This window comes from Pseudomonas sp. FP2196 (assembly GCF_030687715.1).
Taxonomy (GTDB): Bacteria; Pseudomonadota; Gammaproteobacteria; order Pseudomonadales; family Pseudomonadaceae; genus Aquipseudomonas.
In genome coordinates, this window is sequence record NZ_CP117445.1 from 2997893 (window position 1) to 3019865 (window position 21973).

At 56.2% G+C, this 21973-nt stretch carries 17 protein-coding genes, 1 tRNA gene and 1 pseudogene; 10 read left to right on the top strand and 9 right to left on the bottom strand.

Going from position 1 to position 21973, the window contains the following annotated elements:
• Positions 1-7 precede the first annotated feature (7 nt).
• The 4 genes from PSH79_RS13440 to PSH79_RS13455 all read right to left on the bottom strand — a co-directional run bounded on the left by PSH79_RS13440 (position 8) and on the right by PSH79_RS13455 (position 5781).
• Complete coding sequence (locus tag PSH79_RS13440; protein ID WP_305443627.1) at positions 8-1663, bottom strand: intermembrane transport protein PqiB; 1656 nt, start codon at positions 1661-1663, stop codon at positions 8-10.
• A gap of 214 nt (positions 1664-1877) precedes the next feature.
• Positions 1878-3179, bottom strand: coding sequence for an FAD-binding oxidoreductase (locus PSH79_RS13445; RefSeq protein WP_305443629.1), 1302 nt, complete (start codon positions 3177-3179; stop codon positions 1878-1880).
• Positions 3176-4264 carry a polyamine ABC transporter substrate-binding protein gene (locus PSH79_RS13450; protein ID WP_305443630.1) on the bottom strand — a complete coding sequence of 363 codons (1089 nt, stop codon included), beginning with the start codon at positions 4262-4264 and terminating at the stop codon, positions 3176-3178. Before PSH79_RS13450 ends, PSH79_RS13445 begins: the two co-directional genes overlap by 4 nt.
• A 158-nt stretch (positions 4265-4422) precedes the next feature.
• Positions 4423-5781: a glutamine synthetase family protein gene (locus PSH79_RS13455; protein WP_305443632.1), complete on the bottom strand. Its 1359-nt coding sequence runs from the start codon at positions 5779-5781 to the stop codon at positions 4423-4425.
• Positions 5782-5943: 162 nt separating this feature from the next.
• On the opposite strand from PSH79_RS13455, the gene PSH79_RS13460 reads away from it, so the two are divergent.
• The 5 genes from PSH79_RS13460 to PSH79_RS13480 all read left to right on the top strand — a co-directional run bounded on the left by PSH79_RS13460 (position 5944) and on the right by PSH79_RS13480 (position 11481).
• Positions 5944-6852, top strand: a complete 909-nt coding sequence (locus PSH79_RS13460; protein WP_305443635.1) for a helix-turn-helix domain-containing protein — start codon at positions 5944-5946, stop codon at positions 6850-6852.
• Positions 6853-6934: 82 nt separating this feature from the next.
• On the top strand, positions 6935-7444 hold the full coding sequence (locus PSH79_RS13465; protein WP_305443637.1) for a sigma-70 family RNA polymerase sigma factor: 510 nt from the start codon (positions 6935-6937) through the stop codon (positions 7442-7444).
• Positions 7441-8391, top strand: a complete 951-nt coding sequence (locus PSH79_RS13470; protein ID WP_305443640.1) for a FecR domain-containing protein — start codon at positions 7441-7443, stop codon at positions 8389-8391. The genes PSH79_RS13465 and PSH79_RS13470 overlap by 4 nt, the downstream gene beginning before the upstream one ends.
• Before the next feature lie 67 nt (positions 8392-8458).
• Positions 8459-10861: a TonB-dependent siderophore receptor gene (locus PSH79_RS13475; RefSeq protein WP_305443642.1), complete on the top strand. Its 2403-nt coding sequence runs from the start codon at positions 8459-8461 to the stop codon at positions 10859-10861.
• 104 nt (positions 10862-10965) lie between these two features.
• On the top strand, positions 10966-11481 hold the full coding sequence (locus PSH79_RS13480; protein ID WP_305443644.1) for a cupin domain-containing protein: 516 nt from the start codon (positions 10966-10968) through the stop codon (positions 11479-11481).
• A gap of 356 nt (positions 11482-11837) precedes the next feature.
• Here the strand turns inward: PSH79_RS13480 and PSH79_RS13485 are convergent, their stop codons facing one another.
• Both PSH79_RS13485 and PSH79_RS13490 read right to left on the bottom strand, forming a co-directional pair.
• Positions 11838-14156 carry a hypothetical protein gene (locus PSH79_RS13485; protein ID WP_305443646.1) on the bottom strand — a complete coding sequence of 773 codons (2319 nt, stop codon included), beginning with the start codon at positions 14154-14156 and terminating at the stop codon, positions 11838-11840.
• Between the two features lie 25 nt (positions 14157-14181).
• Positions 14182-14256: transfer RNA gene (locus tag PSH79_RS13490), tRNA-Lys, on the bottom strand.
• 178 nt (positions 14257-14434) lie between these two features.
• Here PSH79_RS13490 and PSH79_RS13495 point away from each other — a divergent pair.
• Positions 14435-15193: a VIT1/CCC1 transporter family protein gene (locus PSH79_RS13495; RefSeq protein WP_305443647.1), complete on the top strand. Its 759-nt coding sequence runs from the start codon at positions 14435-14437 to the stop codon at positions 15191-15193.
• An 84-nt stretch (positions 15194-15277) separates the two neighbouring features.
• Positions 15278-16336, top strand: coding sequence for an ArsO family NAD(P)H-dependent flavin-containing monooxygenase (locus tag PSH79_RS13500; protein WP_305443649.1), 1059 nt, complete (start codon positions 15278-15280; stop codon positions 16334-16336).
• 184 nt (positions 16337-16520) lie between these two features.
• Here PSH79_RS13500 and PSH79_RS13505 read toward each other — a convergent pair.
• Positions 16521-16697, bottom strand: a pseudogene (locus PSH79_RS13505) (SDR family oxidoreductase); the annotation flags it as partial.
• Positions 16698-17490: 793 nt separating this feature from the next.
• Complete coding sequence (locus tag PSH79_RS13510) at positions 17491-17964, bottom strand: MarR family winged helix-turn-helix transcriptional regulator (protein ID WP_305443651.1); 474 nt, start codon at positions 17962-17964, stop codon at positions 17491-17493.
• Positions 17965-18454: 490 nt separating this feature from the next.
• On the opposite strand from PSH79_RS13510, the gene PSH79_RS13515 reads away from it, so the two are divergent.
• Positions 18455-19174, top strand: a complete 720-nt coding sequence (locus PSH79_RS13515; protein WP_370872637.1) for a 2Fe-2S iron-sulfur cluster-binding protein — start codon at positions 18455-18457, stop codon at positions 19172-19174.
• A gap of 35 nt (positions 19175-19209) precedes the next feature.
• The gene (locus PSH79_RS13520) at positions 19210-20286 is read left to right on the top strand and encodes an aromatic ring-hydroxylating dioxygenase subunit alpha (RefSeq protein ID WP_305443654.1); all 1077 of its coding nucleotides are present in this window, start codon (positions 19210-19212) and stop codon (positions 20284-20286) included.
• Between the two features lie 251 nt (positions 20287-20537).
• On the opposite strand, the gene PSH79_RS13525 is transcribed toward PSH79_RS13520, so the two are convergent.
• A complete protein-coding gene (locus PSH79_RS13525) occupies positions 20538-20993 on the bottom strand; it encodes a MarR family winged helix-turn-helix transcriptional regulator (protein ID WP_305443657.1) in 456 nt (151 codons plus the stop codon).
• Between the two features lie 291 nt (positions 20994-21284).
• Between PSH79_RS13525 and PSH79_RS13530 the strand changes: the two genes are divergently transcribed.
• Positions 21285-21905 (top strand): TetR/AcrR family transcriptional regulator, encoded by a 621-nt coding sequence (locus tag PSH79_RS13530; protein WP_305443659.1) that lies wholly within the window; start codon positions 21285-21287, stop codon positions 21903-21905.
• Positions 21906-21973 lie beyond the last annotated feature (68 nt).

Consider the following 21973-nt stretch of genomic DNA (forward strand, 5'->3'; position numbering starts at 1 on the left):
CCTGTGCTCAATTGCGTGGCGGTCCTTTCAGATCGATGGGCGCGGCGTTGTCGGGGCGGCCACGTATCAGTGATTCCGGATGGCGGCCCAGATAATCCGACAGTTCACGCAGTGAGCGCGACATGCGCCCGAGTTCGTCGAGGGTTTCGGTGAGTTTCTCGCGTTGCGGCGAATCCTCGGCCAGGGTCGAGCTGGCGGACTGCAAGGTCTTGCTGACATCGGCGAGAGTGCTCTGCACACCCGGCAAGGTCTTGGCGTTGAACTGGGCGAGGCCTTTGCGCAGTTCGACCAGATTGCTGTCGAGGTTGTTCGCGATGCGGTCCACCGGCAACTTGTTGAGCTTGTCGACCACGGCTTCGAGTTTTTCCTGCAACTGTTCGAGGCTGCCGGGCACGGTCGGAATCACCACCGGGCGGGCCATTGGGTCGAACGCGACTTTTTCGGCTTTCGGGAAGAAATCCAGTGCCACGTACAACTGGCCTGTCAGCAAGTTGCCACTGCGGGCCTGAGCGCGCAGGCCATTGTCGATAAAGGTGCCCATCAAGCGAATGCCGGCGGCTTCGTCGTTGGGGTCGTGTTTGAACGCGGTGAGCATTTTTCCGTAGGCCATACCGAGGCGCTGCGGGTAAATGACGATGCCGACGTTCAGCGGGAAGCTGCGTTTTTTCGCATCGAAGTCCAGATTGATCGCCACCACCCGACCGATTTCCATGCCGAGGAATTCCACCGGTGCGCCGACCTTGAGCCCGCGCAGGGACTGGTCGAAGCGCAAACTCAAGTACTGCGACTTGCCGTTGGGTGGGGCGAGGGCGGTTTGCTGGTCTTCAAACAGTTCGAAGTCTTTGTCATCGGCGGCGGCCACGTCGTTGGGGCTGTAATCCGGCGCACGGAAGGCAATGCCGCCGACCAGCATCGACGACAACGATTCGGTTTTGACCTGGAATCCGTTGGCGCCGACGCTGACGTCGATGCCACTGGCGTTCCAGAACCGGGTGTTTTCGGTGACAAAGGCATCGTTGGGCGCATGAATGAACACTTCGATGTTCACGCCTTTACCGTCAGGCGCCAGCTCGTAAGTGACGACCTGGCCCACCGGAATCTTGCGGTAGTAGACCGGCGAACCGATGTCCAGTGAACCGAGATCCTGGGTGTGCAGCATGAAGCGCTTGCCCGGTTCGCCGTAGGTGATTGGCGGCGGGTTTTCCAGGCCTTTGAAATGTTTGGCTCGATTGTTGGCCTGACCGATATCGGCGCCGATGTAGTCGCCGGAGAGCAGGGTATCGATGCCTGACACACCGCCAGCGCCAATGCGCGGTCGGACTACCCAGAACTGCGAGTCTTCGCGGGTAAAACTTTCGGCCTGTTTGGCCAGTTTGATGGTGGCGTTGACGCTCTTCTGGTCATTGCTCAACTCGACTTCGGTCACCTGACCGATCACCACATTGCGGTACTTGACCTCGGTCTTGTTGGCGACCAGACCGCTGCCCGTCTTGAAGTTGACGACGATGGCCGGCCCTTCCTGCATCACGTTGTGCACCACCAGCGATATACCTACCAGTACGGCAACGATCGGCACGATCCACACCAGCGATACGCTGAAACGGCGGGTTTTGATCGGGGCCTGGCCAGGTGCTCGTGGCTCGTCGGTGGCTGACGACTTCATCCGTGTCCTCCTCAAATAATTGGGCACTGAGCGTCAGGAACGCCAAAGCACCTCATCAATATAGAAGTGCTTGGCGATAGAGCAAATTCTCGGAGGATGTGAGTTTTTCCCGTAGGAGCTGTCGAGTGAAACGAGGCTGCGATCTTTTGATCTTGTCTGTTAAAACAACAATCAAAAGATCGCAGCCTGCGGCTGCTCCGACAGGAGGGCAGTGTTAACCCAGCATCTCACGCAGCCGATACCAGAACATGCCCAGTGCCAACAGCGGTGAACGCAGCGCCGGGCCGCCGGGGAAGGTCATATGCGGCACGCCGCTGAACACGTCCATGCCTTGGCTGTGACCCGCGTGAATCGCCTCGCCGAGCAGCTTCGCGCACCAATGGGTGACGTTCAGGCCATGACCGGAATAGCCTTGGGCGTAGAACACGTTCGGGTGCTGCTTGAGCCGGCCGACCTGCGGAAAGCGGTTGGCGGTGATGCCGATCTTGCCGCCCCATTGGTAATCGATGCCCACGTCCGCCAGTTGCGGGAAGACCTTGAGCATCTTCGGGCGCATGTAGGCGGCGATGTCTGCCGGATCTCGCCCGGAATAATGGCAGGCGCCACCGAACAGCAAGCGCCGGTCTGCCGAGAGCCGGTAATAATCGAGACCGACTTTCTGGTCGCACAGTGCGAGGTTGTGCGGGATCAGTTGTGCGGCGCGTTCTTCGGACAAGGGCTCAGTGGCGATGATGTAGCTGCCGGCCGGCAGCACTTTGCCGCTGAGCTGTTTTTCCAGTTCATCCAGATGAGCGTTGCAACCGAGCACCAGACTGCCGGCGCGCACGGTGCCGGTGGCGCAGCGGACTTGCACGGTGGCGCCGTGGATGATTTCCAGCACCGGACTTTGTTCGAAGATGCGTACGCCAAGGGCCGCGGCCAGACGCGCTTCGCCCTGAACCAGATCCAGTGGATGCAGGTGGCCGGAGCCCATGTCGATCAATCCGCCGGCGTAGCCATCGGCGTTGACTACTTGCTGGCGGATCTGTTCGGGGCGGACCAAACGTGTTTCGTGGGCATAACCGAGTTTGGCGAGGCCGACCTGTTCTTCCTCGAACGCGGCGAATTGCGCGGGCGTGTTGGCCAGCTCACAGAACCCCCAACGCAGATCACAGTCGATGCCGTGGTCGCCGATGCGCTGTCGCACCAGTTCCACCGAATCGATCCCGGCGCGCTGCAAATAGCGCACGCCTTCCTGGCCGACATGTTTCGCGAAACCTTCGACCTCATGGCCGATGCCGCGAATCAACTGGCCGCCATTTCGACCGCTGGCGCCCCAGCCGATGCGCCGGGCTTCGATGAGGATCACCGAAAGCCCACGCTGCGCCAGTTCGATGGCGGTGTTGACCCCGGTGAACCCGCCGCCAATCACACAGACATCGGCCGTCAGATCATCGTCAAGCGCAGGGTAGGGGGTACTCGCCCGAGCCGAGGCTGCGTAATAGGAGCGGGCGTGTTCCGGTGTGTACTGATTCATTTGTTCGACTTCACTTTGCTCCAGGACCGGGTCATCAGACGCATGATCGCCTGGGGCGGGGTAGAGGAGATGTAGAGCTTGTCGAGCACCGCCTGGGATGGGTAAACCTCAGGGTTGTTGACCAGCTCCTGATCCATGTATTGCTTGGCGGCCGGGTTCGGGTTGGCATAACCGACCGATGCGCTGACCTTGGCGATCACCTGCGGATCAAGCAGGTAATTGATGAAGGCGTGGGCTTCCTTGGGATTGCTGGCGTCGGCCGGGATTGCCAACAGATCGAACCACAGGTTGGCGCCTTCTTTCGGGATGGCGTAGGCGATGTTCACGCCGTTCTTGGCTTCCTTGGCGCGATTAGCGGCCTGGAACACATCGCCGGAATAACCGAAGGCGACGCAGATATCACCGTTGGCCAGGTCCGAGACGTATTTCGATGAGTGGAAGTAGGTGATGTAGGGGCGAATGCTCAGCAGTTTTGCTTCGGCTTTCTTATAGTCTTCCGGGTTTTCGCTACGTGGGTCCAGGCCCATGTAGTTGAGGATGGCCGGGAATACTTCGTCCGCCGAATCCATCATCGACACGCCGCACTGGGAAAGTTTCTTGATGTTTTCCGGCTCGAACAGCACGGCCCAGGAATCGATGCGGTCGATGCCCAGCACTTGCTTGACCTTGTCGACGTTGTAGCCGATGCCGTTGGTGCCCCACAGGTATGGCACCGAGTGCGCGTTACCCGGGTCGTTTTTCTCCAGCAACTCCAGCAGTTTCGGGTCGAGGTTTTTCCAGTTCGGCAGTTGCGAGCGATCCAGCTTGAGGAAAGCGCCGGCCTTCACCTGACGGGCGAGAAAGTGGTTGGACGGCACCACAACGTCATAGCCGGTGCGGCCCGCCAGAAGCTTGCCTTCGAGGGTTTCGTTGGAGTCGAAAACGTCGTAGATCACCTTGATCCCGCTGCTGCTCTGGAAGTCGGCGAGGGTGGTCTCACCGATGTAGTCGGTCCAGTTGTAGACGCTGACCTGGGGTTGGGCGTGGGCTACGGCGCTGAACATCAGGCTCAGGCTGACCGGGATCAAGGATTTCAACAGACGCATATCGACACCTCTTGGAATTGTTGGATTTTTCAGGTGGTTCACTATTCCCCTTGTGGGAGCTAGCCTGCTGGCGATAGCGATGGGTCAACCGACAGAGATATTGGCTGTGCCGATGCCATCGCGAGCAGGCTCACTCCTACAGGGATTTGTGGTGTTAGTCAGACGCTCAGCATCAGGAATTCACGCTCCCACGAGCTGATCACGCGCTTGAAGTTTTCATGCTCGGCGCGTTTCACCGCGACGTAGCCGCGCACGAATTTTTCACCCAGGTATTGCGCAACGGTCTCGCACTCTTCCATCTGCGTCAGGGCCTCTTCGATGGTGATCGGCAGGCGCAGGTTGCGGCGTTCGTAGGCACGGCCTTGTACTGCAGCGCTCGGCTCGATGCCCTCGACCATGCCGATGTAACCGCACAGCAGGCTCGCGGCAATCGCCAGGTACGGGTTGGCATCGGCGCCCGGCAGGCGGTTTTCAACGCGCATGGCTTCAGGACTTGAGGTCGGCACACGCAAACCAACGGTGCGGTTTTCTTCGCCCCATTCGACGTTGACCGGCGCTGAGGTGTCCGGCAGGAAGCGGCGGAATGAGTTAACGTTCGGCGCGAACATCGGCAGCACTTTCGGGATGTACTTCTGTAAACCACCGATGTAGTGCAGGAACAACTCGCTCATCTGCCCGTCGGCGTTGGCGAAGATCGGACTGCCCGTGGCGATGTCCACCACACTCTGGTGGATGTGCATGGCGCTGCCCGGCTCGTCGCCAATCGGCTTGGCCATGAATGTCGCCGCGACGTTGTGCTTGAGCGCAGCCTCACGCATGGTCCGTTTGAACACGGTGATCTGGTCAGCCAGATCCAATGCATCGCCGTGACGGAAGTTGATTTCCATCTGCGCCGGGCCGTCTTCGTGGATCAGCGTGTCGAGGTCCAGACCTTGCAACTCGCACCAGTCGTAGACGTCTTCGAACAGCGGGTCGAACTCGTTGGCAGCATCGATGGAAAACGACTGTCGGCCACTTTCGGCGCGGCCCGAACGGCCCAGCGGCGCCTTGAGCGGCAAGTCCGGGTCTTCGCAGCGTTGGGTCAGGTAGAACTCCATTTCTGGCGCGACAATCGGCTTCCAGCCTTTGTCGGTGTACAGCTGCAAGACTTTCTTTAGCACGTTGCGCGGCGACAGTTCGATGGGATTGCCGAACTTGTCGAAGGTGTCGTGGATGACAATGGCGGTCGGCTCGATGGCCCATGGAATGACGTAGACCGCGTCGGCTACAGGCTTGCAGACCATGTCAATGTCGGCCGGGTCGAGCAGGTCGTAGTAGATGTCGTCGTCGACAAAATCCCCGGTTACCGTTTGCAGCAGCACACTTTCCGGCAGGCGCATGCCTCGCTCATGCAGGAACTTGTTGGTCGGTGCGATCTTGCCGCGGGCGATGCCGGTCAGGTCGCTGACCACACATTCAACTTCGGTAATCTTGTGATCTTTCAGCCACGTGAACAGCTGATCGAAAGGGGCATTCATAAAGACCTCGTTATTGGTTTTATAGACGCCGGGGAGGGCGGGTTTCATCTTCCGCCCCTTCCCCTGTGGCGCGTTGACGACTATCTTGGGCGAGCCTTGCAGTTCCATCTATCCACTTTAAGCAGCACCCAAGCGCACCAAAAGAGTGCGCAAGGTCACCCCATGACAACGTGCAATCCGCTACAGGTTCAGGCTTTCAACACCGCTGATGTCTCCGAGCAAATCCGCGCCACGCCGGGTTGGGTCCAGCATTACCAGCAGATGTCGCCGGGGCATTTCGCCGGGCAGATCCGTTATCTGGATTTGCAGGGTGTCGAGGTTTACGAAGAGCAGATGAACACCCGGGTCGAGCAGAATTTCAGCGCGCCATCGGGTGCCCTGGCGTTCTGTTTTGATCGCAGCGACAACGCGCTGTACCTGCTCAATGAAGACAGCCGCAACATCTGGATCACCCCGGAGAACTATCAGGAAATTGCCGTAGTATTCGGCCCGGATTTTGTTCGCCAGCACGGCCTGGATGTGACGAAACTCGAAGGTTTGTTCATGGCGCCGCTCAATGGTGGGCAGAATGCGCTGTTCAGTCGCTGGTTAAGCTCAACTCTCACGAAGTTGACGCAAGCTATTGATTTACCTAGTAAAGAATCGCTAGCCCAGCAATTACTTGAAGATTGTTTGTTCATCCTCGATAACGCGCGTGTCGATCTTGACCGTGGCGGTTTGCAGCGGCGTACCGAAGAGCGAATGATCATGAAGCGGGTAGGTGAGTGGGCTGCCGACTCGCCGGAAGAGACGCTGAATTTGCTGGAGCTTTCGCACATCGCCGGGGTGCCATTGCGGCAACTGCAACAGGCGTTCAAGGCCTATACCGGGATGACGCCAAGCCACTGGTTGCGCCTGCGCCGTTTGAACAGCGCACACCGTGAATTGCTTAAACGCAGGCCGGCGGAAACCACGGTTGCTGAAGTGGCCATGCACTGGTCGTTCTGGCATCTGGGGCGGTTTTCCAGCAGTTATCAGGCACTGTTCAAAGAGCTGCCGAGCGAGACCCTCAAGCGCTCGCGAACAGCGTAGCGAAGAAAAAGCCCTTTGTGTCCCACGCGAAGTTAAATAGAATCAGTCTCATTTGAATCTAACTTCGCGCAGGGTCTCCTGGATGATTGAAGCAGCGCCGGCCTCGGAGCAGAACCTGCACGACTTGTACCGCGAGCATCGCGGCTGGCTGGAAACCTGGCTGCGGCGGCGCATGGGCAATGCCTGGGATGCGGCGGATCTGAGCCAGGACACCTTTATGCGCGTGCTGTGCAGCGCTCAACCCATTGCCGATATGCGCGAGCCGCGGGCTTATTTGCTGACCGTGGGCAAACGCTTGCTGAGCAATTTCTATACGCGCCGCAGCCTGGAAAAAGCCTATCTGCAAGCCTTGGCGCAATTGCCCGAGGAGAGCGTGCCGTCGCCAGAGCAGCGCTGGTTGTTGCTGGAAACCCTGCAAGCGCTGGATGAATTGCTCGATGGGTTGCCCCGAGCAGTGCGCCGGGCGTTTTTGTGGAGTCAGCTCGAAGGCCTCGGCTACCGCGAGATCGCTGAGCGTTTGCAGGTGTCTGAGCGAACAATAAAGCGTTATATGGCGCAGGCTTACGAGCATTGTTTGATGTTGGATCTATGATCCGCGTTGCGCCCGATACAGAAGCGCGCGAAGTCGCACGCGCCGCCGCGCAATGGCTGGCGCTGCTTGAATCTGGCGAAGCGACGAATGACGATCACGCGCGCCTGCAAAACTGGCGCAGCAGCGATAGCCGCCATGAAAACGCTTGGCAGAAGATCCAGTTGTTGCGCCAACGGTTCAACAATCTACCGTCGGCATTGGCCATGGCCACGCTGGATCGCCCGGATCAGGCGCGCCGGGCAGCGCTGAAGCGCGCGCTCGGTCTGGCAGCGTTGGTGCCGGCAGCCTGGCTGATCAGTCGACAATTGCCGCTGGACGTCTGGCGCGCCGATCTGCACACCAGTACCGGTGAACATAAACGTTTGCCTCTGGCGGATGGCAGTGCTCTGCAACTGAACACCAACAGTGCGGTCAACGTGGATCTTGCTGACCGTCAGTTGAAGCTGGTGCGCGGCGAAATGGCGCTCAACGTTCCCGGCAGCTCAGCATTGGTGATTGAAGCCCAGTACGGTCGGATCAACGTCAGCCGCAGTGAGGTCTGTGTGCGACTCAACGAGCGTGATTGCACAGTCTCTGTCGTCAGCGGCTCGGTGCAGTTGCAGCCACTGCACGGGCCGGCGCTGATCTTGAATCAGGGCCAACAAGTCAGTCTGCAAGCGTCTGGCGCCGGGCCTGTTACAGCATTCGACGTCTTGATGCCGGGCTGGCGCGAGGGTGTATTGATGGCGCAGAACCAACCGCTGGGGGACTTTCTGCGCGAGTTGAGCCGTTATCGTTCAGGTCTGCTGCGCTGGGATCCTGCGCTTGAGGCGCTGCGCGTCACGGGTAGTTTCCGTCTCGACAATACCGACCAGGTGCTTTCACTGCTGGCGGCGAGCCTGCCGATCGAAGTGCAGACACGCACCCGTTTCTGGGTTTCTCTCATGCCTCAGAAAAAAATTGGCTGAAGCCTGTCCCTTTTTTTCGCCTCGCTGGTCATTCCGGGCAAGTGAACAAAATCGAGAGCTTTTTCCAATGCCCGCAGTCTTCCCAAGCCGTTTGCGTCCGTTGTTGCAGTTGAGCCTCCTGCTGAGCCTGAGTGCCGGCCCCTTGATGATCCAGTCCAGTTGGGCCGATGATTCTTCACGACGCAGTTATCAGGTGCCCGCTGGCAGTCTGAGTTCAGCACTGACAAGATTTGCCGGTTTGGCCGGGGTCAATCTGTCGGTGGATCCGGCATTGGTCAGCGGCCAGAGCAGCAAAGGTTTGACCGGTGAATATGGCGTGGAGGAGGGCTTCACTCAGTTGTTGCTGGGCTCTGGTTTGCAGCTGCAACCGGTGGGCGAGCATGCCTACACGCTGATTCCGGTGGCGGAGGGCGGTAGCCTGCAACTGGCACCGACCTCGATTCTCGGCGCCACCGATTCTTCGGGGGCCGACGTATTTGCCGGCGGCCAGGTCGCACGTCGAGGTTCGCAAGGGCTATTGGGGTCTAAAGACTTCATGGAAACCCCGTTCAGCATGACCACTTACACCAGCGAGACGGTCAAGAATCAACAGGCCCGAACGCTCGGTGACCTGATCGCTACCGATCCTTCAGTGCGCGCGACCAACCCGGCGGGCGGGCGCTATGAACAATTCACCATCCGTGGCTTCAGCCTGTTCAACAGTGATGTTGCCTACAACGGACTTTATGGCGTGCTGCCGACGTATACGATCGACATGGAAATGGCCGATCGCGTCGACATCCTCAAAGGCCCGAGCCAACTCATCAACGGCATTTCACCGCGGGGCAGTGTAGGAGGGGGGATCAACATGGTGCCCAAACGCGCGACGGACCAGCCCATCACCTCGCTGACAGCCAATTACGCCTCGAACAACCAGGTCGGTGGCGCCGTGGATGTCGGGCGGCGTTTTGGTGAGGACAACCAGTTCGGCCTGCGCTTCAACGGTGTCAAACAGTCCGGTGATACCGAATGGGATCACCAGAGTGTCGACCGCGATATGGCGGTGCTGGGGCTGGACTTTCGCGGTGAGCGGCTGCGGCTTTCCACTGACGTGGGTCACACCGAGCGCGATACCGACGCACCGCAAGAGCGCGTGCAAGTCGCCGCTAATGCCAAGGTGCCGAACGCCAACGATGTGCGCGATAACTACGCGCAACCGTGGAGCCAGGCGCGGACCAAAGACACCTTCGGCACGCTCAACGCTGAGTTTGATGTCAGTGATTCGGTGATGATGTACGGCGGCGTCGGTGCCCGCAAAAGCAATCACGAATTCCTGCGGCATGCGGTTTCCGTGACCAACGATGCCGGCGATTTCAGCGTTCAACCGCGGGATTTCACCCGCGACGAGAATGTGCGCACCGCCACGGCAGGCGTGCGCAACTGGTTCCACACGGGGCCGGTGAGTCACGAAGTCAACCTGGCAGCCAGCTACTTTTATATGGATTTTGAAAACGGCGGCGCCCGTTATGCGGCGGGTCGCAGCAACCTGTATGACCCGGTGGAAATCGCAAAACCCGGCACGCCAACGCGGCAAGACGCCAAGGTCTACACCGAAAACCGTTTCAGTGGCGTCGCGCTGTCTGACACCTTGGGCTTTTTCGATGATCGCCTTTTGCTGACCCTCGGTGCTCGGTGGCAGCGAGTGAAGGTCGATGACTGGAGCGATGATGTAAAGGGCGACACGGCCTATGACGAAGAAAAGGTATCGCCATCGGGAGGCATTCTGTTCAAGGCGACGGACAAGTTGTCCCTGTACGCCAACTACATGGAAGGCCTGAGCCAGGGCAAGATCGCGCCTTCGACGTCGGTGAACGAGGACGAAATCTTTCCGCCATTCATTAGCCGTCAGGTTGAGGTCGGCGCCAAGTACGACGCCGGTGCGTATGCGTTGACGGCGGCAGTGTTCCGCATCAAGCAACCTGCGTATGAAACCAATGCGACGACGCGGGTGTTCGGCCCGAACGGCAAGCGGGAGAACAATGGTGTGGAATTCAGCTTGTTCGGTGAGCCGTTGAAAGGGCTGCGCTTGCTCGGAGGCGTGATGTATATCGACAGTGAGTTGACGCATACCACCAACGGCACGTTCGATGGCAATCGCGCGCCGGCGACGCCCAAGTACAACGTCAACCTCGGCGCGGAATGGGACGTGCCGAACGTGCAGGGGCTGACGCTGACAGGACGCGGCATCTACTCCAGTTCGCAGTATCTGGATCAGTCGAACGAGAAGGAGATCGACTCCTGGGAGCGGTTTGACGTAGGCACACGTTATGCGTTTAAAGTTGACGATAAGACCATCACTTTGCGCGCCAATGTGGAAAACGTACTGGATAAACGCTTTTGGAGTTCGGCCGGGGCTTCGGATGACAGCGAGCCGGGATTGACGCTTTCGACACCAAGAACTTATCTGCTTTCGGCTACAGTGGATTTCTAGAGCAGGAGGGAATATCGGCGATAATCGTCGATATTCATTTAACTACACTAAATGAGCGTTTAGTTGAGCTAACAAAAAAATCCTCTAAATCAACGGAGCAGGCCATGACTCAGCACAAACCAAACGCACAAGATCTGATTTCTGCGCTGAATCTGGAGCCACACGTTGAAGGAGGCTATTTTCGCAGGACCTATCAAGCCGACCATCGAGATCTCCTGCAAACCGATAACGGGCCACGCTACCTGATGACGTCGATTTACTATCTGCTGACCGAGCAATCGCCCGTGGGCCAGTTTCATTTCAACCAGTCCGACATCCTGCATTATTTCCATTCAGGCGACGCCATCGAGTACAGCCTGATTCTGGCGGACGGCTCATTGCAGACGCTGGTGATGGGCAGCGATGTTTTGGCAGAACAACATTTGCAATTGCACGTACCGGGCGGAATCTGGAAAGCTTCGCGACTACTAGAAGGATCGAACGGATTTGGCTTGATCAGCGAAGCCGTTTCACCAGGATTTGATTTCGCCGATATGCAGATGGGGAACAGACTGAAACTCACGGCACAATTTCCACAGCATCGCGCGTTGATCGAAAAGCTGACGAGGGATCAGGATTGAGAGTGGCAGATTTCAAGAGCTGCCAAGGCTTAAAGGAAAGCGGCTTCAGAGTGAGTACTGGAGATTCATGCTGTGTGTGTCGGTGCTAATCCTGAAACACTTTGTTACGTGTAATGTATATTATGTTAAATAAGGTGCTATGTCAGGGTGGAACTTTCTATACTTGTGCTTGAGGTCACGCGCCACCACTTTCCGATTTTTGCAGACGTTCAGGCTCTTCTCGTTGGACGTCCTTCCTGACTTCGGTCCCTGATGTATGCAAGAAACTTTTGCCCCGTCTGTACAAGAACTCCAGCCAGATATACAGATATCGCTTTTGAGGCGTTCAAGCACGCCTCATCGATACAGCCGAGCGTTTAACTGATGTCATTCGTTTGCGGCGGTAACAACCAATGTCGTTCGGTGGTCCATCCGAGAAAAACCTGAACCCCCTCACTTTTCCGGCGGTTCAGGGTCAACGGGAGCCCGGAAGCTGCCACACGCAACCCCATAATTGCCGGTAGAAATCTCTCTCGGAATGCAATGGGTTGAGCCGCGAAATGAGCTTCGATGCTATCGATTGCGCAACGCCTCTCGGCGTCATCCTGCATGGATAAATAAAACACCATCTGGCGCCAGGCATAAGCGGTATTTTTGAGCATCACCAAGCTAGAGTGATAGAGCTTGATTTTCATCTGCTGCCGCATGCATATCCATTGGAAGCACTGCTGAGCAAGTGAGCCCAAGCGATGATGTAGCAGCGCTTTCAAACCGAGATCACCAAATAGAAGCGAAAGGTTTTGCGTCGTCAAAATCTGTTGTTGCTCGATGATCCTGCCGTTGGTTGCTGAATGCCATCCACCCAAGGTTGCATTAGCCCGCTGTGCGCACAGGTTCGCCAATGCATCACTGGTTTCCAAGTCACGCTGGAAATAGTTTCTGCTCTTTGATTTCGGCTTATCGGGAAGGATCGCCAGTTGGTTCGTGTCGATGTCGTAATAATGGGCGTAAAGGGTGCCATCTATCAACGAGGCTGCTCGCCTGGCTGCTTCCACGAATTTATTCGAAAAGGTTCCCATGAAAATGTCCGCCGCGACCTCCTCCACAAAAGGAAGATCCAGCTTCGCCGTGACAGCAAGCGAACCAAACTCCTGAAGTAGCTTGTTCGGAAGGATTGCCTGAGGGAAAGCAGCGAGGGTTGTTGCCGAGGATTCGATCAAGGCTTGTCTGGCTCCCTCAACGGCGACAGTGTGTGCCTTTCGTTCACCTTCAACGGCCGCCACCCAAGGCAACTCACTGATTTTGACTTGGCTCTGTAGGTTGAGCAGCAGCAATGAACGGCGTCGCCGAAAAGCACGATACGTTGCGATAGACAACGTGCGCAGTGTCGTATCGCGAAATCCAGCACTGCAGATTTCGGCCGTCATCGCTGGCAGTACTCGCGCCACGGTATCCCCAGATGTGATCAATCCCTTGTCAATCAACTGACTGATGGATCCCTTTCGACAGCGCTCGAGGCGTCGGCGAACTGCTGGTGGAATGGCGACACCGGTTTTCAGCGAATGTGCCTTCGCCTCCTCATTGGTAATCGGTTCCAACAGGGACGAAAAATCAGAGATGCCTTCCGAGCTCGTATAGCTGGTCAGACGCTCAGAAACCGCCTTGGCGATCAGATGATGCTCGGGCGCGGCCACCTGATGGCGCTGTATGGCTCGGCTCTGTAGATGATCTTCGGATTCGGGATGACCATGTTTGCACACGAAATCATTGACGATCCGCCGAATACGTCCGACTTGACGCCCTGTCAGCGAGATTGGGTCACGGGAGCAGAGCCTTAGCAACGCGTACAACTCCCCTACCCGGCCCCTGAAAGGTTCAACGTTGAGGATGTCATTGCTACCGGAGGCATCGAACTGACTACTTAGCGCATTCGCCTGCTCAAGCCAGCCTTCAGGATATTGCCGACAAGGCCAATCATCCTGGTACGTTAAGAGGAAGAGCGAGATAGCTGCATCGTAGAAAGGCAACCGGGTCACGACCACATGTTTTTGCACCGCAAGACGCTGCTGCGCAGGGAGTTTTGAAAGCAGCTTTTTGATATCGCCGACATCGAAGATCTGCACTTCCACCGCCGCGAGCGGTAGCCCGTCAGAAGCCATTGGAAAGAAACGCAGTTGCTCAAAAAAAGGTGCGATCGACTCAATCAGTCTGCGTGCTTCCTCCATGCGCTGCTGTCCCAACAGCCAAGCCACGTACAGTAGCGCTGCCTCTTCTGGTACATCGATCCGATAGTCGCTGTTCACCAGTTGCTTTTGCAGTGCTTCGATCCCCTCATCCGTAAGGTGCCAGGTGTTGAGATCAAGTCGTTCAAAACCAGGGCGGATGCCTGGGATTGAGGCGGCCAGCCGCCGTTCGTACTCGGTCAGTGCACCACCGGCCAGATACTGTCCAGTGGCAAGACCACCCGTGACTACCTCCAGTGTGACCCATTCAGGCACATCCACGAGTGGTATACGCGAGCCATACAGCGCGGTGCCCTGCACCATGTGTTCGACCACCTGCTGCCAGCGCTCAATTCGTTCACGCGCTTTCTCAGTGTCTAGACCCGATGCGGTCAATGCTCGAGATAACTGAAAGACCGCATAACCGGCGTTTATGCCGGCCACTGCATCCAATTCCCTATCGTGCCTGGACATATGTCCTTCTGACCCTGCGATGTATTGGGTCCGGGGGCTGGATTCGAACCAGCGCCCACCCGGTTAAGAGCCGAGTGTTCTACCGCTGAACTACCCCGGAACAGAGCGCACATTGTCTACTCGCAACGAACGAATGTGAAGACTGAAAACGTTGCCGCTCGTGACGCATACAGAGATTACTCCCGTTCGAAAATATTGGTGTAACTTCCTACAGGGCTTCGCGCGCTGCTTCACGACTGCGCGCCGGCGGCCTCAAGCCTGATGCGCAACCGTGGATCGTGGCCATTGAAAAACCCTGCCGGGGTGTGCGCGAAGTCATGGGCGTGATGGAACTCAGCGATGCCGCCATCGCAACGTCGGGGGACTATCGACAGTGGGTCGATATAGGTGGGCAGACCTACGCCCATACCATGAACCCGGTCACCGGCGCGCCACTGCGCAACTCATTGACGGCGGTCAGCGTGGTGGCGGCCTCATGCATGCTCGCCGATGCGTGGGCCACGGCGCTGCTGGTGCTGGGGGAAATCGAAGGCCCACGGTTGGCTCAGAAACGCGGGATGGACGCGTTCACCGAGCGGGCTGACTTGGCGCGGGAACGCGCCGAACTGGCCAACGATCCAAAGGCGGAACACATTGAACTGGCGAACATTTACATCCAGCGCGGCGTATCGCCCGAACTGGCTCATCAAGTGGCCGATCAATTGATGGCCCATGATGCGCTGGGGTCCCACGCGCGGGACGAACTGGGCATCAGCGAAACTCTCACGGCCAAACCGTTGCAGGCTGCCCTCGCCTCGGCCGCCAGTTTCGTGGTCGGCGCAGCGTTGCCGCTGGCAGTAACTTTCATCGCGCCCACAGACAGCGTTGTGCCTTGGATTTGCGGCATGTCACTGGTCTTCCTCGGCAGCCTGGGGGCCGTTGCAGCCAGGGCCGGGGGTGCCAGTGTAGTGATCGGTGCCTGGCGCGTGACGCTATGGGGCGTGCTGGCCATGGGCATCACGGCGTTGGTGGGATCACTGTTCGGAGCTGTGGTTTAGAACGCCGCCGCTTGAGCAACATCAACAAACGTCCACTTCAAATGGATTAACTTGACCTGACTTTCGCTGACCCAAGGATTCCCCATGCCTGCCGAAGTGGATGTCGCGATTATTGGCGGTGGCCAGTCCGCACTCGCCGTGGCTTACTTCCTGCGCCGTACCGGGCGCTCCTTTGTGATTATCGATGCCGAAGCGGCACCGGGTGGCGCCTGGCGGCATAGCTGGGATTCCCTGCGACTGTTTTCACCGTCGACCTGGAGTTCCATCGCCGGTTGGATGATGCCTCCGGTCACTGACGGCTACCCAAGTCGCGACAACGTACTCGATTACCTGCGCCAGTATGAGCAACGCTACCAATTTCCTGTCGAACGGCCCTACTGGGTCAACGCTATTGAACGTCAGGGCAATCACCTCAACGTAAAAGCCCAGGGCCGCAGCTGGCTGGCCCGCACCGTGGTCAGCGCGACCGGCACCTGGCGCCATCCCTACCTGCCGCATTACCCCGGCAGCGAAACCTTTACCGGCCAGCAATTGCATTCGGCCCACTACGTTAACGCCAAGCCGTTTGCCGGAAAAAAAGTCCTGGTGGTGGGCGGTGGCAACTCCGGTGCACAGATCCTCGCTGAAGTCTCGCAAGTGGCCGATGCCACCTGGGTCACTCCGCAGCCGCCAGAGTTTCTTGCCGATGACGTTGATGGACGCGTGCTCTTCCAACGCGCCACCGAGCGCTGGAAAGCGCAGCTGGCCGGCATCGACATTGAGAGACCGGTTGGCGGCTTGGGCGATATCGTGATGGTGCCACCAGTCGTCGAGGCTCGGGAGCGCGGCGTGTTGCACGCGGTTCGGCCGTTCCTGCGCTTCACCGAGACCGGCGTGACGTGGGCTGACGGCTCGCAAACGCCGGTCGACGCGGTGATCTGGTGTACCGGCTTCCGCCCTGCCCTCGGCTATCTGGAATCACTGGGCGTGTGTACCGCCGACGGGCGTGTGGCCGTCAAAGGTACGCATTCGATTCAGGAACCGCGTTTGTGGTTGGTGGGCTATGGCGACTGGACAGGCGCCGCTTCCGCGACACTGATCGGCGTGACCCGAACGGCGCGCAGTACCGTTGAGGAAATTGAGCGGTTTTTGATGGAACAGTGAGTCGGCGCACCTCTGCTCAGGCAACGCTGATTGACATCAAAATCAACGTCCTTTATCAGCACTTCTGTGCAGGAGACGTAAAATGAGCGTCGACGCACAATCTGATCAGGCGATATCCCTGAAAGCGAATACGGAAGCGCAATCCCTCAAGCTCGTTGAGATCCCTCTCAGGAATTAAAAAGTTTTAATCAGCTTTGTTCTCAACCAGGCAATTGCCTCCATCCACCACGAGCAGTTCACCGGTGATGTAACTCGCTTCAGGTGAAGCCAGGAATACAACGGCTGCGGCCACTTCGTCTGGTCGCCCCGCTCTCCCGAGAGGCGTAGAACGTGCGGCCTTGACTTCATCTGGCGTGCTCGACCCTCTATATCTATGCCAAAAGCCGTGACCTCAATATTGATGACGCCATCTTGGCCTGCCAATTCGAATCGATTTTGGCTTTCCTGAACGGTTACGCCATTTGGGATCACAGGATTCTTTTCCGTAGATAGCTGGAAACTCTACAAAATTTCAGCTTCCGAGGGACGCCGATTGGGTTTCTCGGGATTTCGTACAGAGCCTAGGCCTTTCGAGATTCCTCGGTTACCAGGCCCAGGCCCAAGCTCAAGGGAATAAAGTGCTGATAGAAAAGGCATATGTCCCCTCCTCCTTAGCTCGCTGATACCCCTAAGGTTGCCGCGGTTGGTCAACCCAGATAAATGCGTAATATCACCGTGCCCGGTGCGAACTCCGATTTTTTGAATCGTAGACTTCGCGCTATGACTGCGGCGAGAAAGACTCAACCTGTTGGCATAAATAGAGCGCCACCGAAACAACCATATCACTCGACTATCTGAGGACGTTTGAAGGCACTACCTGACTGACCTTGAGATCTGCTTGAACCCGCTTTCCTAAGTTTTTGATTCCTGTCGCGGAAGCCTGGACGCTGCATACTCTGCCGGCCATCAAAAAACGTGTCCATGCGTAGTTCAAATCGTCAGGACAAGTTAATTGTGAACACTTGTGCTACGCATCAGCGTTAACTCAGGTTCGTGCACACTAACGCCAAGTCCAAGGTGATGCCCTGGTCATTGTGCCAAATGACTTGATCCAATTGGGAAGTTGGATTAGTAATCCATCTAGCCATCCTCCGCCACTCTGCAGAACGTCAAACCTATTGTCGGACTACTGGCTCAACCGCATTCACCTCATCTAACTGGTCGCTCATTCGGTGCAAGAAATCAATTAGCATCTCGATTTCATCATTGCTCAACGTAGCTAATAGCAGCCTCTCCCTCTCAAGGGCAGTCACCAACACTTCGTCATGCACCTTACGACCTGCGGATGTCAGAGATACGGTGTATCGACGAGCGTCTCCCGCATCGATCTCAGTCGACACATATCCGTCGTGCTCAAGCGACTTAAGCGCTCGACTGACAGCGCCTTTATCTAGGCCGATGGCCTGAACTACCCGATTAGCGCTGATGTGGTCTTCGACCGCAAGCATTGCTAACACCCTCCATTCAACTATCCCAATCCCGAAATGCTTGCGGTAGCAAGCTGACGCGCCGCTCGCCATCTTGTTAGTCAGGAAGGTAAGCAATGCAGGAACGTAGCGATCCAGATTCAGGGGAGAGGGTTGGGTCATGACGAACGGTTCCTGACAGTCAATAGAATTGGTTGACACCGCAACCAAAATGATTAGGATAAGAATCACACAACGATTCCGCGTCCGCATCATAAGCGCGCGGCAAAACAATAAAAAATCTCAAAGGTGCCGTGTCATGACTTGCCTGCTCCTACTTACCCCTTCTTGATCTCCAGACTTAGCGCATTTAGTCGGTAACGCCGGCTCAACATCAATTCGCTTTCAAACACTGCACACCCGCGGTGGGGTTACGCTCATGCTAGAAGTTTATGTCTCTCGCAAAAAATCTGAAGCTGAAGGTGTATGCAGCTTCGAATTGATGGCTGCCAACGGCACAGAACTTCCCGCGTTCTCTGCGGGATCACATGTCGACGTGCATGTTGCCCCGGGCCTTACTCGGCAGTACTCACTGTGCAACGCCCCCCACGAGCGTGGCCGATACCTCATTGCCGTACTTAACGAGCCTGAGTCTCGTGGAGGATCCAGTGGTATGCACGCCAATATTACGGAAGGCTCAACACTCTCCATTGGCAGCCCCCGCAATCTCTTCGATTTAGACCTCTCAGGCGAGCGCTATTTCTTGTTTGCAGGTGGCATCGGCATCACTCCGATAATTGCCATGGCTCATACGCTAATCGCAGCGGGTAAGCTCTTTGAGCTTCACTATTGCGGTCGATCTATTGAGCGACTGGCATTCCTTGAAATCCTGAGCGAATCACCCTTCGCTGATCATGTTCGAATTCATGTCGACAATGGCCCGTCCCAACAACGCTTAGATGCTGCTCAGATCCTGGCGATTCCGATGCATGGTGATCAGCTCTACGTCTGCGGCCCGTCCGGCTTCATGACTTATATTCAATCCACCGCGAAGGCTTCTGGATGGAGTGACCAGCAGATCAATCGGGAGGACTTCAGTGCTCCGTCTCAGGCTCTCGAAGGTGATCTGCCCTTTGAAATTGAGTTATCCCGCTCAGGCCGGGTGATCCAAGTTCCTGCACAAAAGTCCGCCCTTGAAGTGCTGCTTGAACACGACGTGGAAATCGAAAGTTCCTGTGAACAAGGCATCTGCGGTTCCTGCGTCACTCGAGTACTGGCTGGTGAGCCTGACCATCGAGATCAATACATGAACGCCTCGGAACATGCGCGAAACGACAGTTTCACTCCCTGCTGTTCCCGCTCTCACAGCCCACGTCTTGTGCTGGATCTGTAACCCTAATAAGAAAATCCTGAGAATCGGAGATCGCTATGAGTACGACACAACCTCAGTCCCTGGCTTACGAGATTAAAGCTCCTTCAGAGCTACCAAAGTTTCCACTCAATCAATGGTACGTCGCAGCTTTTTCGTGGGAGCTCAAAGACAAGCCAGTGGGTAGAACCTTGCTCAGCAAGCCCGTTGTTCTATTCCGCACTGCAGATGGTCAACCTGCTGCCCTGGAGGATCGGTGCTGCCATCGAGCACTGCCTCTCTCTCACGGCACCATAGAGGAGCAAGGCGTCCGCTGTGGCTATCACGGACTTTTGTTCAACACTAAAGGACAGTGTTTGGAAGTACCCGGGCAGGCCAAAATCCCTACTAAAGCCAAAGTTCCTGCTTATCACGTCCGTGAACGCGATCAGATCATCTGGATCTGGTTTGGTAGCACTGAGCAAATGGAGCCTACTTGCGAGCCTCAGGCATACGACATTCACACCAAGGGTGAATATCTTTTCGAAGGGGATGTCTACCACTACGATGCGCCCTACCAGCTTATCCATGACAACCTCCTGGACCTGAGCCATCTGGGCTACGTGCACCTGCGTACTATCGGCGGTAACGCGAAAATCCACATGAATGCCCAGATGCGTGTCGAAAGCGATGAGAACACTGTGAAGGTGACTCGCCACATGCTGGATTCGGTACCGCCACCTACTTACACCGCGGCCTACCCGTTCCAGGGCAAAGTTGATCGCTGGCAAGAAATCGAATTCCACGTCACACACCTCCGTATTTGGACGGGTGCCGCTGATGCCAACTCGGTGTCGCTCGAAGATCCAAAGCGCGGAGGGTTCCATATGCGTGGTTTCCACGGCGTGACTCCTGAAACGGAAACCTCCAGCCACTACTTCTGGACTATCGCATCCAATCCGAAGAGCAATACTGACGAAGTCATGGCGAAGGTCGTGGAACAGACAGCCATGACCTTTGATGAGGATAAGGTCGTTATCGAAGCTCAGTATCAGAACATGCTCCAATTCGGCCCCCGGCCAATGGTGGACATCCATGTGGACGTAGGAGCAAACCGTGCCCGAAAGATAATTGAGCAGCTTCGCCAAGCCTGTTGATGGTCAATCAAGAGGCCGCTAAAACAGCCTCTATTCAGCAAGCTGTCGGCGGTGCCAGCCAGACTGCTGGGCAATTTATAGCGATATGCCGAATCGCGCTGAAGATGCCTTCTTCTGGCGCCAATTCACGAGACGATCGTTACTTGAAGTAACTAGCCAATTAAAACAAGAATCTATTCGCTTAAGTTATAAAGCTGTCTTGTCGCCGAGCATGAAGCATCCGATTGCTGTCAGATGTCTCCAATCAAGGCTCAAGTATTTTCTCGAAGTATATTTTTAATCAGCTTGGCAATAGGCGCCAGGTGCAAGCCCGCGAAAAGCGCAGTGATCTTCAGTACCTCCGCGCCGACATTACTTGATGCATTTTGCCACCTCTCGATTAAAGCGCCCAAGGCAAGCTCATAAATCTCGAGCCCCTGATCAGATAACTGCAGCGTAACTATGCGTCGATCTGGTTTCTCACGTCGACGGTGCACAAAGCCTAATTTTTCGAGCTTGTCGACCCTAAAAGCTACTTTGGATGACATGACATTCAAATGCTGACTACATTGCTCCGTAGTCAGAGCAGTGCCTTGCGCTAAGCTATCAAGGATTCGAAAGTCTGTAAGTGACAGGTTTTGGCTAGCCACGACCTGCTCTATCCATTCGTCCACCGTTTTGTTAACGCTCTCAAGCACATTAAATGCGTCAATTAAATGTGTTTGCACTCCTGCCTCCTACGCACTGTACATATAACAAAGCTGAACGGCCACGCATCGAATGTTATTTCCCAAAGTCAATTGCCGGGCCCAAAAAAATCAAAAATGACATATCGACATGAATAAACCAGGCACTCTAACAGTCATGCGCTTAATCAGTTATTACAAAAAGCCATAGTCACTATTCAAGTTCTGAATGCCTTTTTCTGACGTCTTTTGTTGACCAGCAATGTCTTTGAAATTATAAATACCCACAGTTTCTATTGACGTTTTCCCGCTCAAAAACAATCAGAGCACTATATGGACTCCAAGCCCGATCACCTGAAATCCGCCAAGCTGCGTAGCAGATCCTCCATCGGGGCTGTTCGCAGTCCTCAGAGCACAGAGGCCATTCTTGAGGCTGCTGCAGCGATTCTCGAGGAGCGTGGGTATCGAGCATTTACTATGGATGCCCTGGTAGAACGGGCCGGTTCGAGCAAGCCTACGATCTACCGGTGGTGGAAAAACAAGGGCGCGTTGCTCAGGGATGTTTATGAACGCACCGCCCTGACCTTCGTGACACAACCGGACACTGGAGATTTGAATAAAGACTTGATCGTTCACCTGCGCTCACTTTGGAGTTGGTGGCGGACCTCAAGTGCGGGCGAAACATTACGTAGCCTGATTGCCGAGATACAGCACGAACCGCAGGCTCTGGAGGAGTTTAGAAAAGAGTTTTTGCCACGTCGCGAGCGTACGTTAAGAAAGATTTTTGAACGCGCTGTAGAGTCGGGCGACATCGATGAAGGTCCAGCCGTCGAAAGCGCAGTCTCGCTACTTACCGGTATGTCGTGGCTTCATTTGGTAACGGCGAACCTCGATAACCTGGATGACATCGACCATTCGGTATCCGTAATCGTTAAAGGGCTAAGAGCCCGTTAAGTCGTTTTTTTGTCCATAACGACACTGACAGTTTTTATTGAATCCTGCCCCATCTTTGGCCTGATTTC

What these genes read in the sequence shown, in the direction of transcription:
- PSH79_RS13520 (WP_305443654.1), top strand. Translation starts at nt 19,210, where the DNA reads ATGAGTACGACACAACCTCAGTCCCTGGCTTACGAGATTAAAGCTCCT.
- PSH79_RS13475 (WP_305443642.1), top strand. Translation starts at nt 8,459, where the DNA reads ATGCCCGCAGTCTTCCCAAGCCGTTTGCGTCCGTTGTTGCAGTTGAGC.
- PSH79_RS13450 (WP_305443630.1), bottom strand. Translation starts at nt 4,264, where the DNA reads ATGCGTCTGTTGAAATCCTTGATCCCGGTCAGCCTGAGCCTGATGTTC.
- PSH79_RS13455 (WP_305443632.1), bottom strand. Translation starts at nt 5,781, where the DNA reads ATGAATGCCCCTTTCGATCAGCTGTTCACGTGGCTGAAAGATCACAAG.
- PSH79_RS13485 (WP_305443646.1), bottom strand. Translation starts at nt 14,156, where the DNA reads ATGTCCAGGCACGATAGGGAATTGGATGCAGTGGCCGGCATAAACGCC.
- PSH79_RS13510 (WP_305443651.1), bottom strand. Translation starts at nt 17,964, where the DNA reads ATGACCCAACCCTCTCCCCTGAATCTGGATCGCTACGTTCCTGCATTG.
- PSH79_RS13460 (WP_305443635.1), top strand. Translation starts at nt 5,944, where the DNA reads ATGACAACGTGCAATCCGCTACAGGTTCAGGCTTTCAACACCGCTGAT.
- PSH79_RS13515 (WP_370872637.1), top strand. Translation starts at nt 18,455, where the DNA reads ATGCACGCCAATATTACGGAAGGCTCAACACTCTCCATTGGCAGCCCC.
- PSH79_RS13470 (WP_305443640.1), top strand. Translation starts at nt 7,441, where the DNA reads ATGATCCGCGTTGCGCCCGATACAGAAGCGCGCGAAGTCGCACGCGCC.
- PSH79_RS13445 (WP_305443629.1), bottom strand. Translation starts at nt 3,179, where the DNA reads ATGAATCAGTACACACCGGAACACGCCCGCTCCTATTACGCAGCCTCG.
- PSH79_RS13480 (WP_305443644.1), top strand. Translation starts at nt 10,966, where the DNA reads ATGACTCAGCACAAACCAAACGCACAAGATCTGATTTCTGCGCTGAAT.
- PSH79_RS13465 (WP_305443637.1), top strand. Translation starts at nt 6,935, where the DNA reads ATGATTGAAGCAGCGCCGGCCTCGGAGCAGAACCTGCACGACTTGTAC.
- PSH79_RS13530 (WP_305443659.1), top strand. Translation starts at nt 21,285, where the DNA reads ATGGACTCCAAGCCCGATCACCTGAAATCCGCCAAGCTGCGTAGCAGA.
- PSH79_RS13500 (WP_305443649.1), top strand. Translation starts at nt 15,278, where the DNA reads ATGCCTGCCGAAGTGGATGTCGCGATTATTGGCGGTGGCCAGTCCGCA.
- PSH79_RS13440 (WP_305443627.1), bottom strand. Translation starts at nt 1,663, where the DNA reads ATGAAGTCGTCAGCCACCGACGAGCCACGAGCACCTGGCCAGGCCCCG.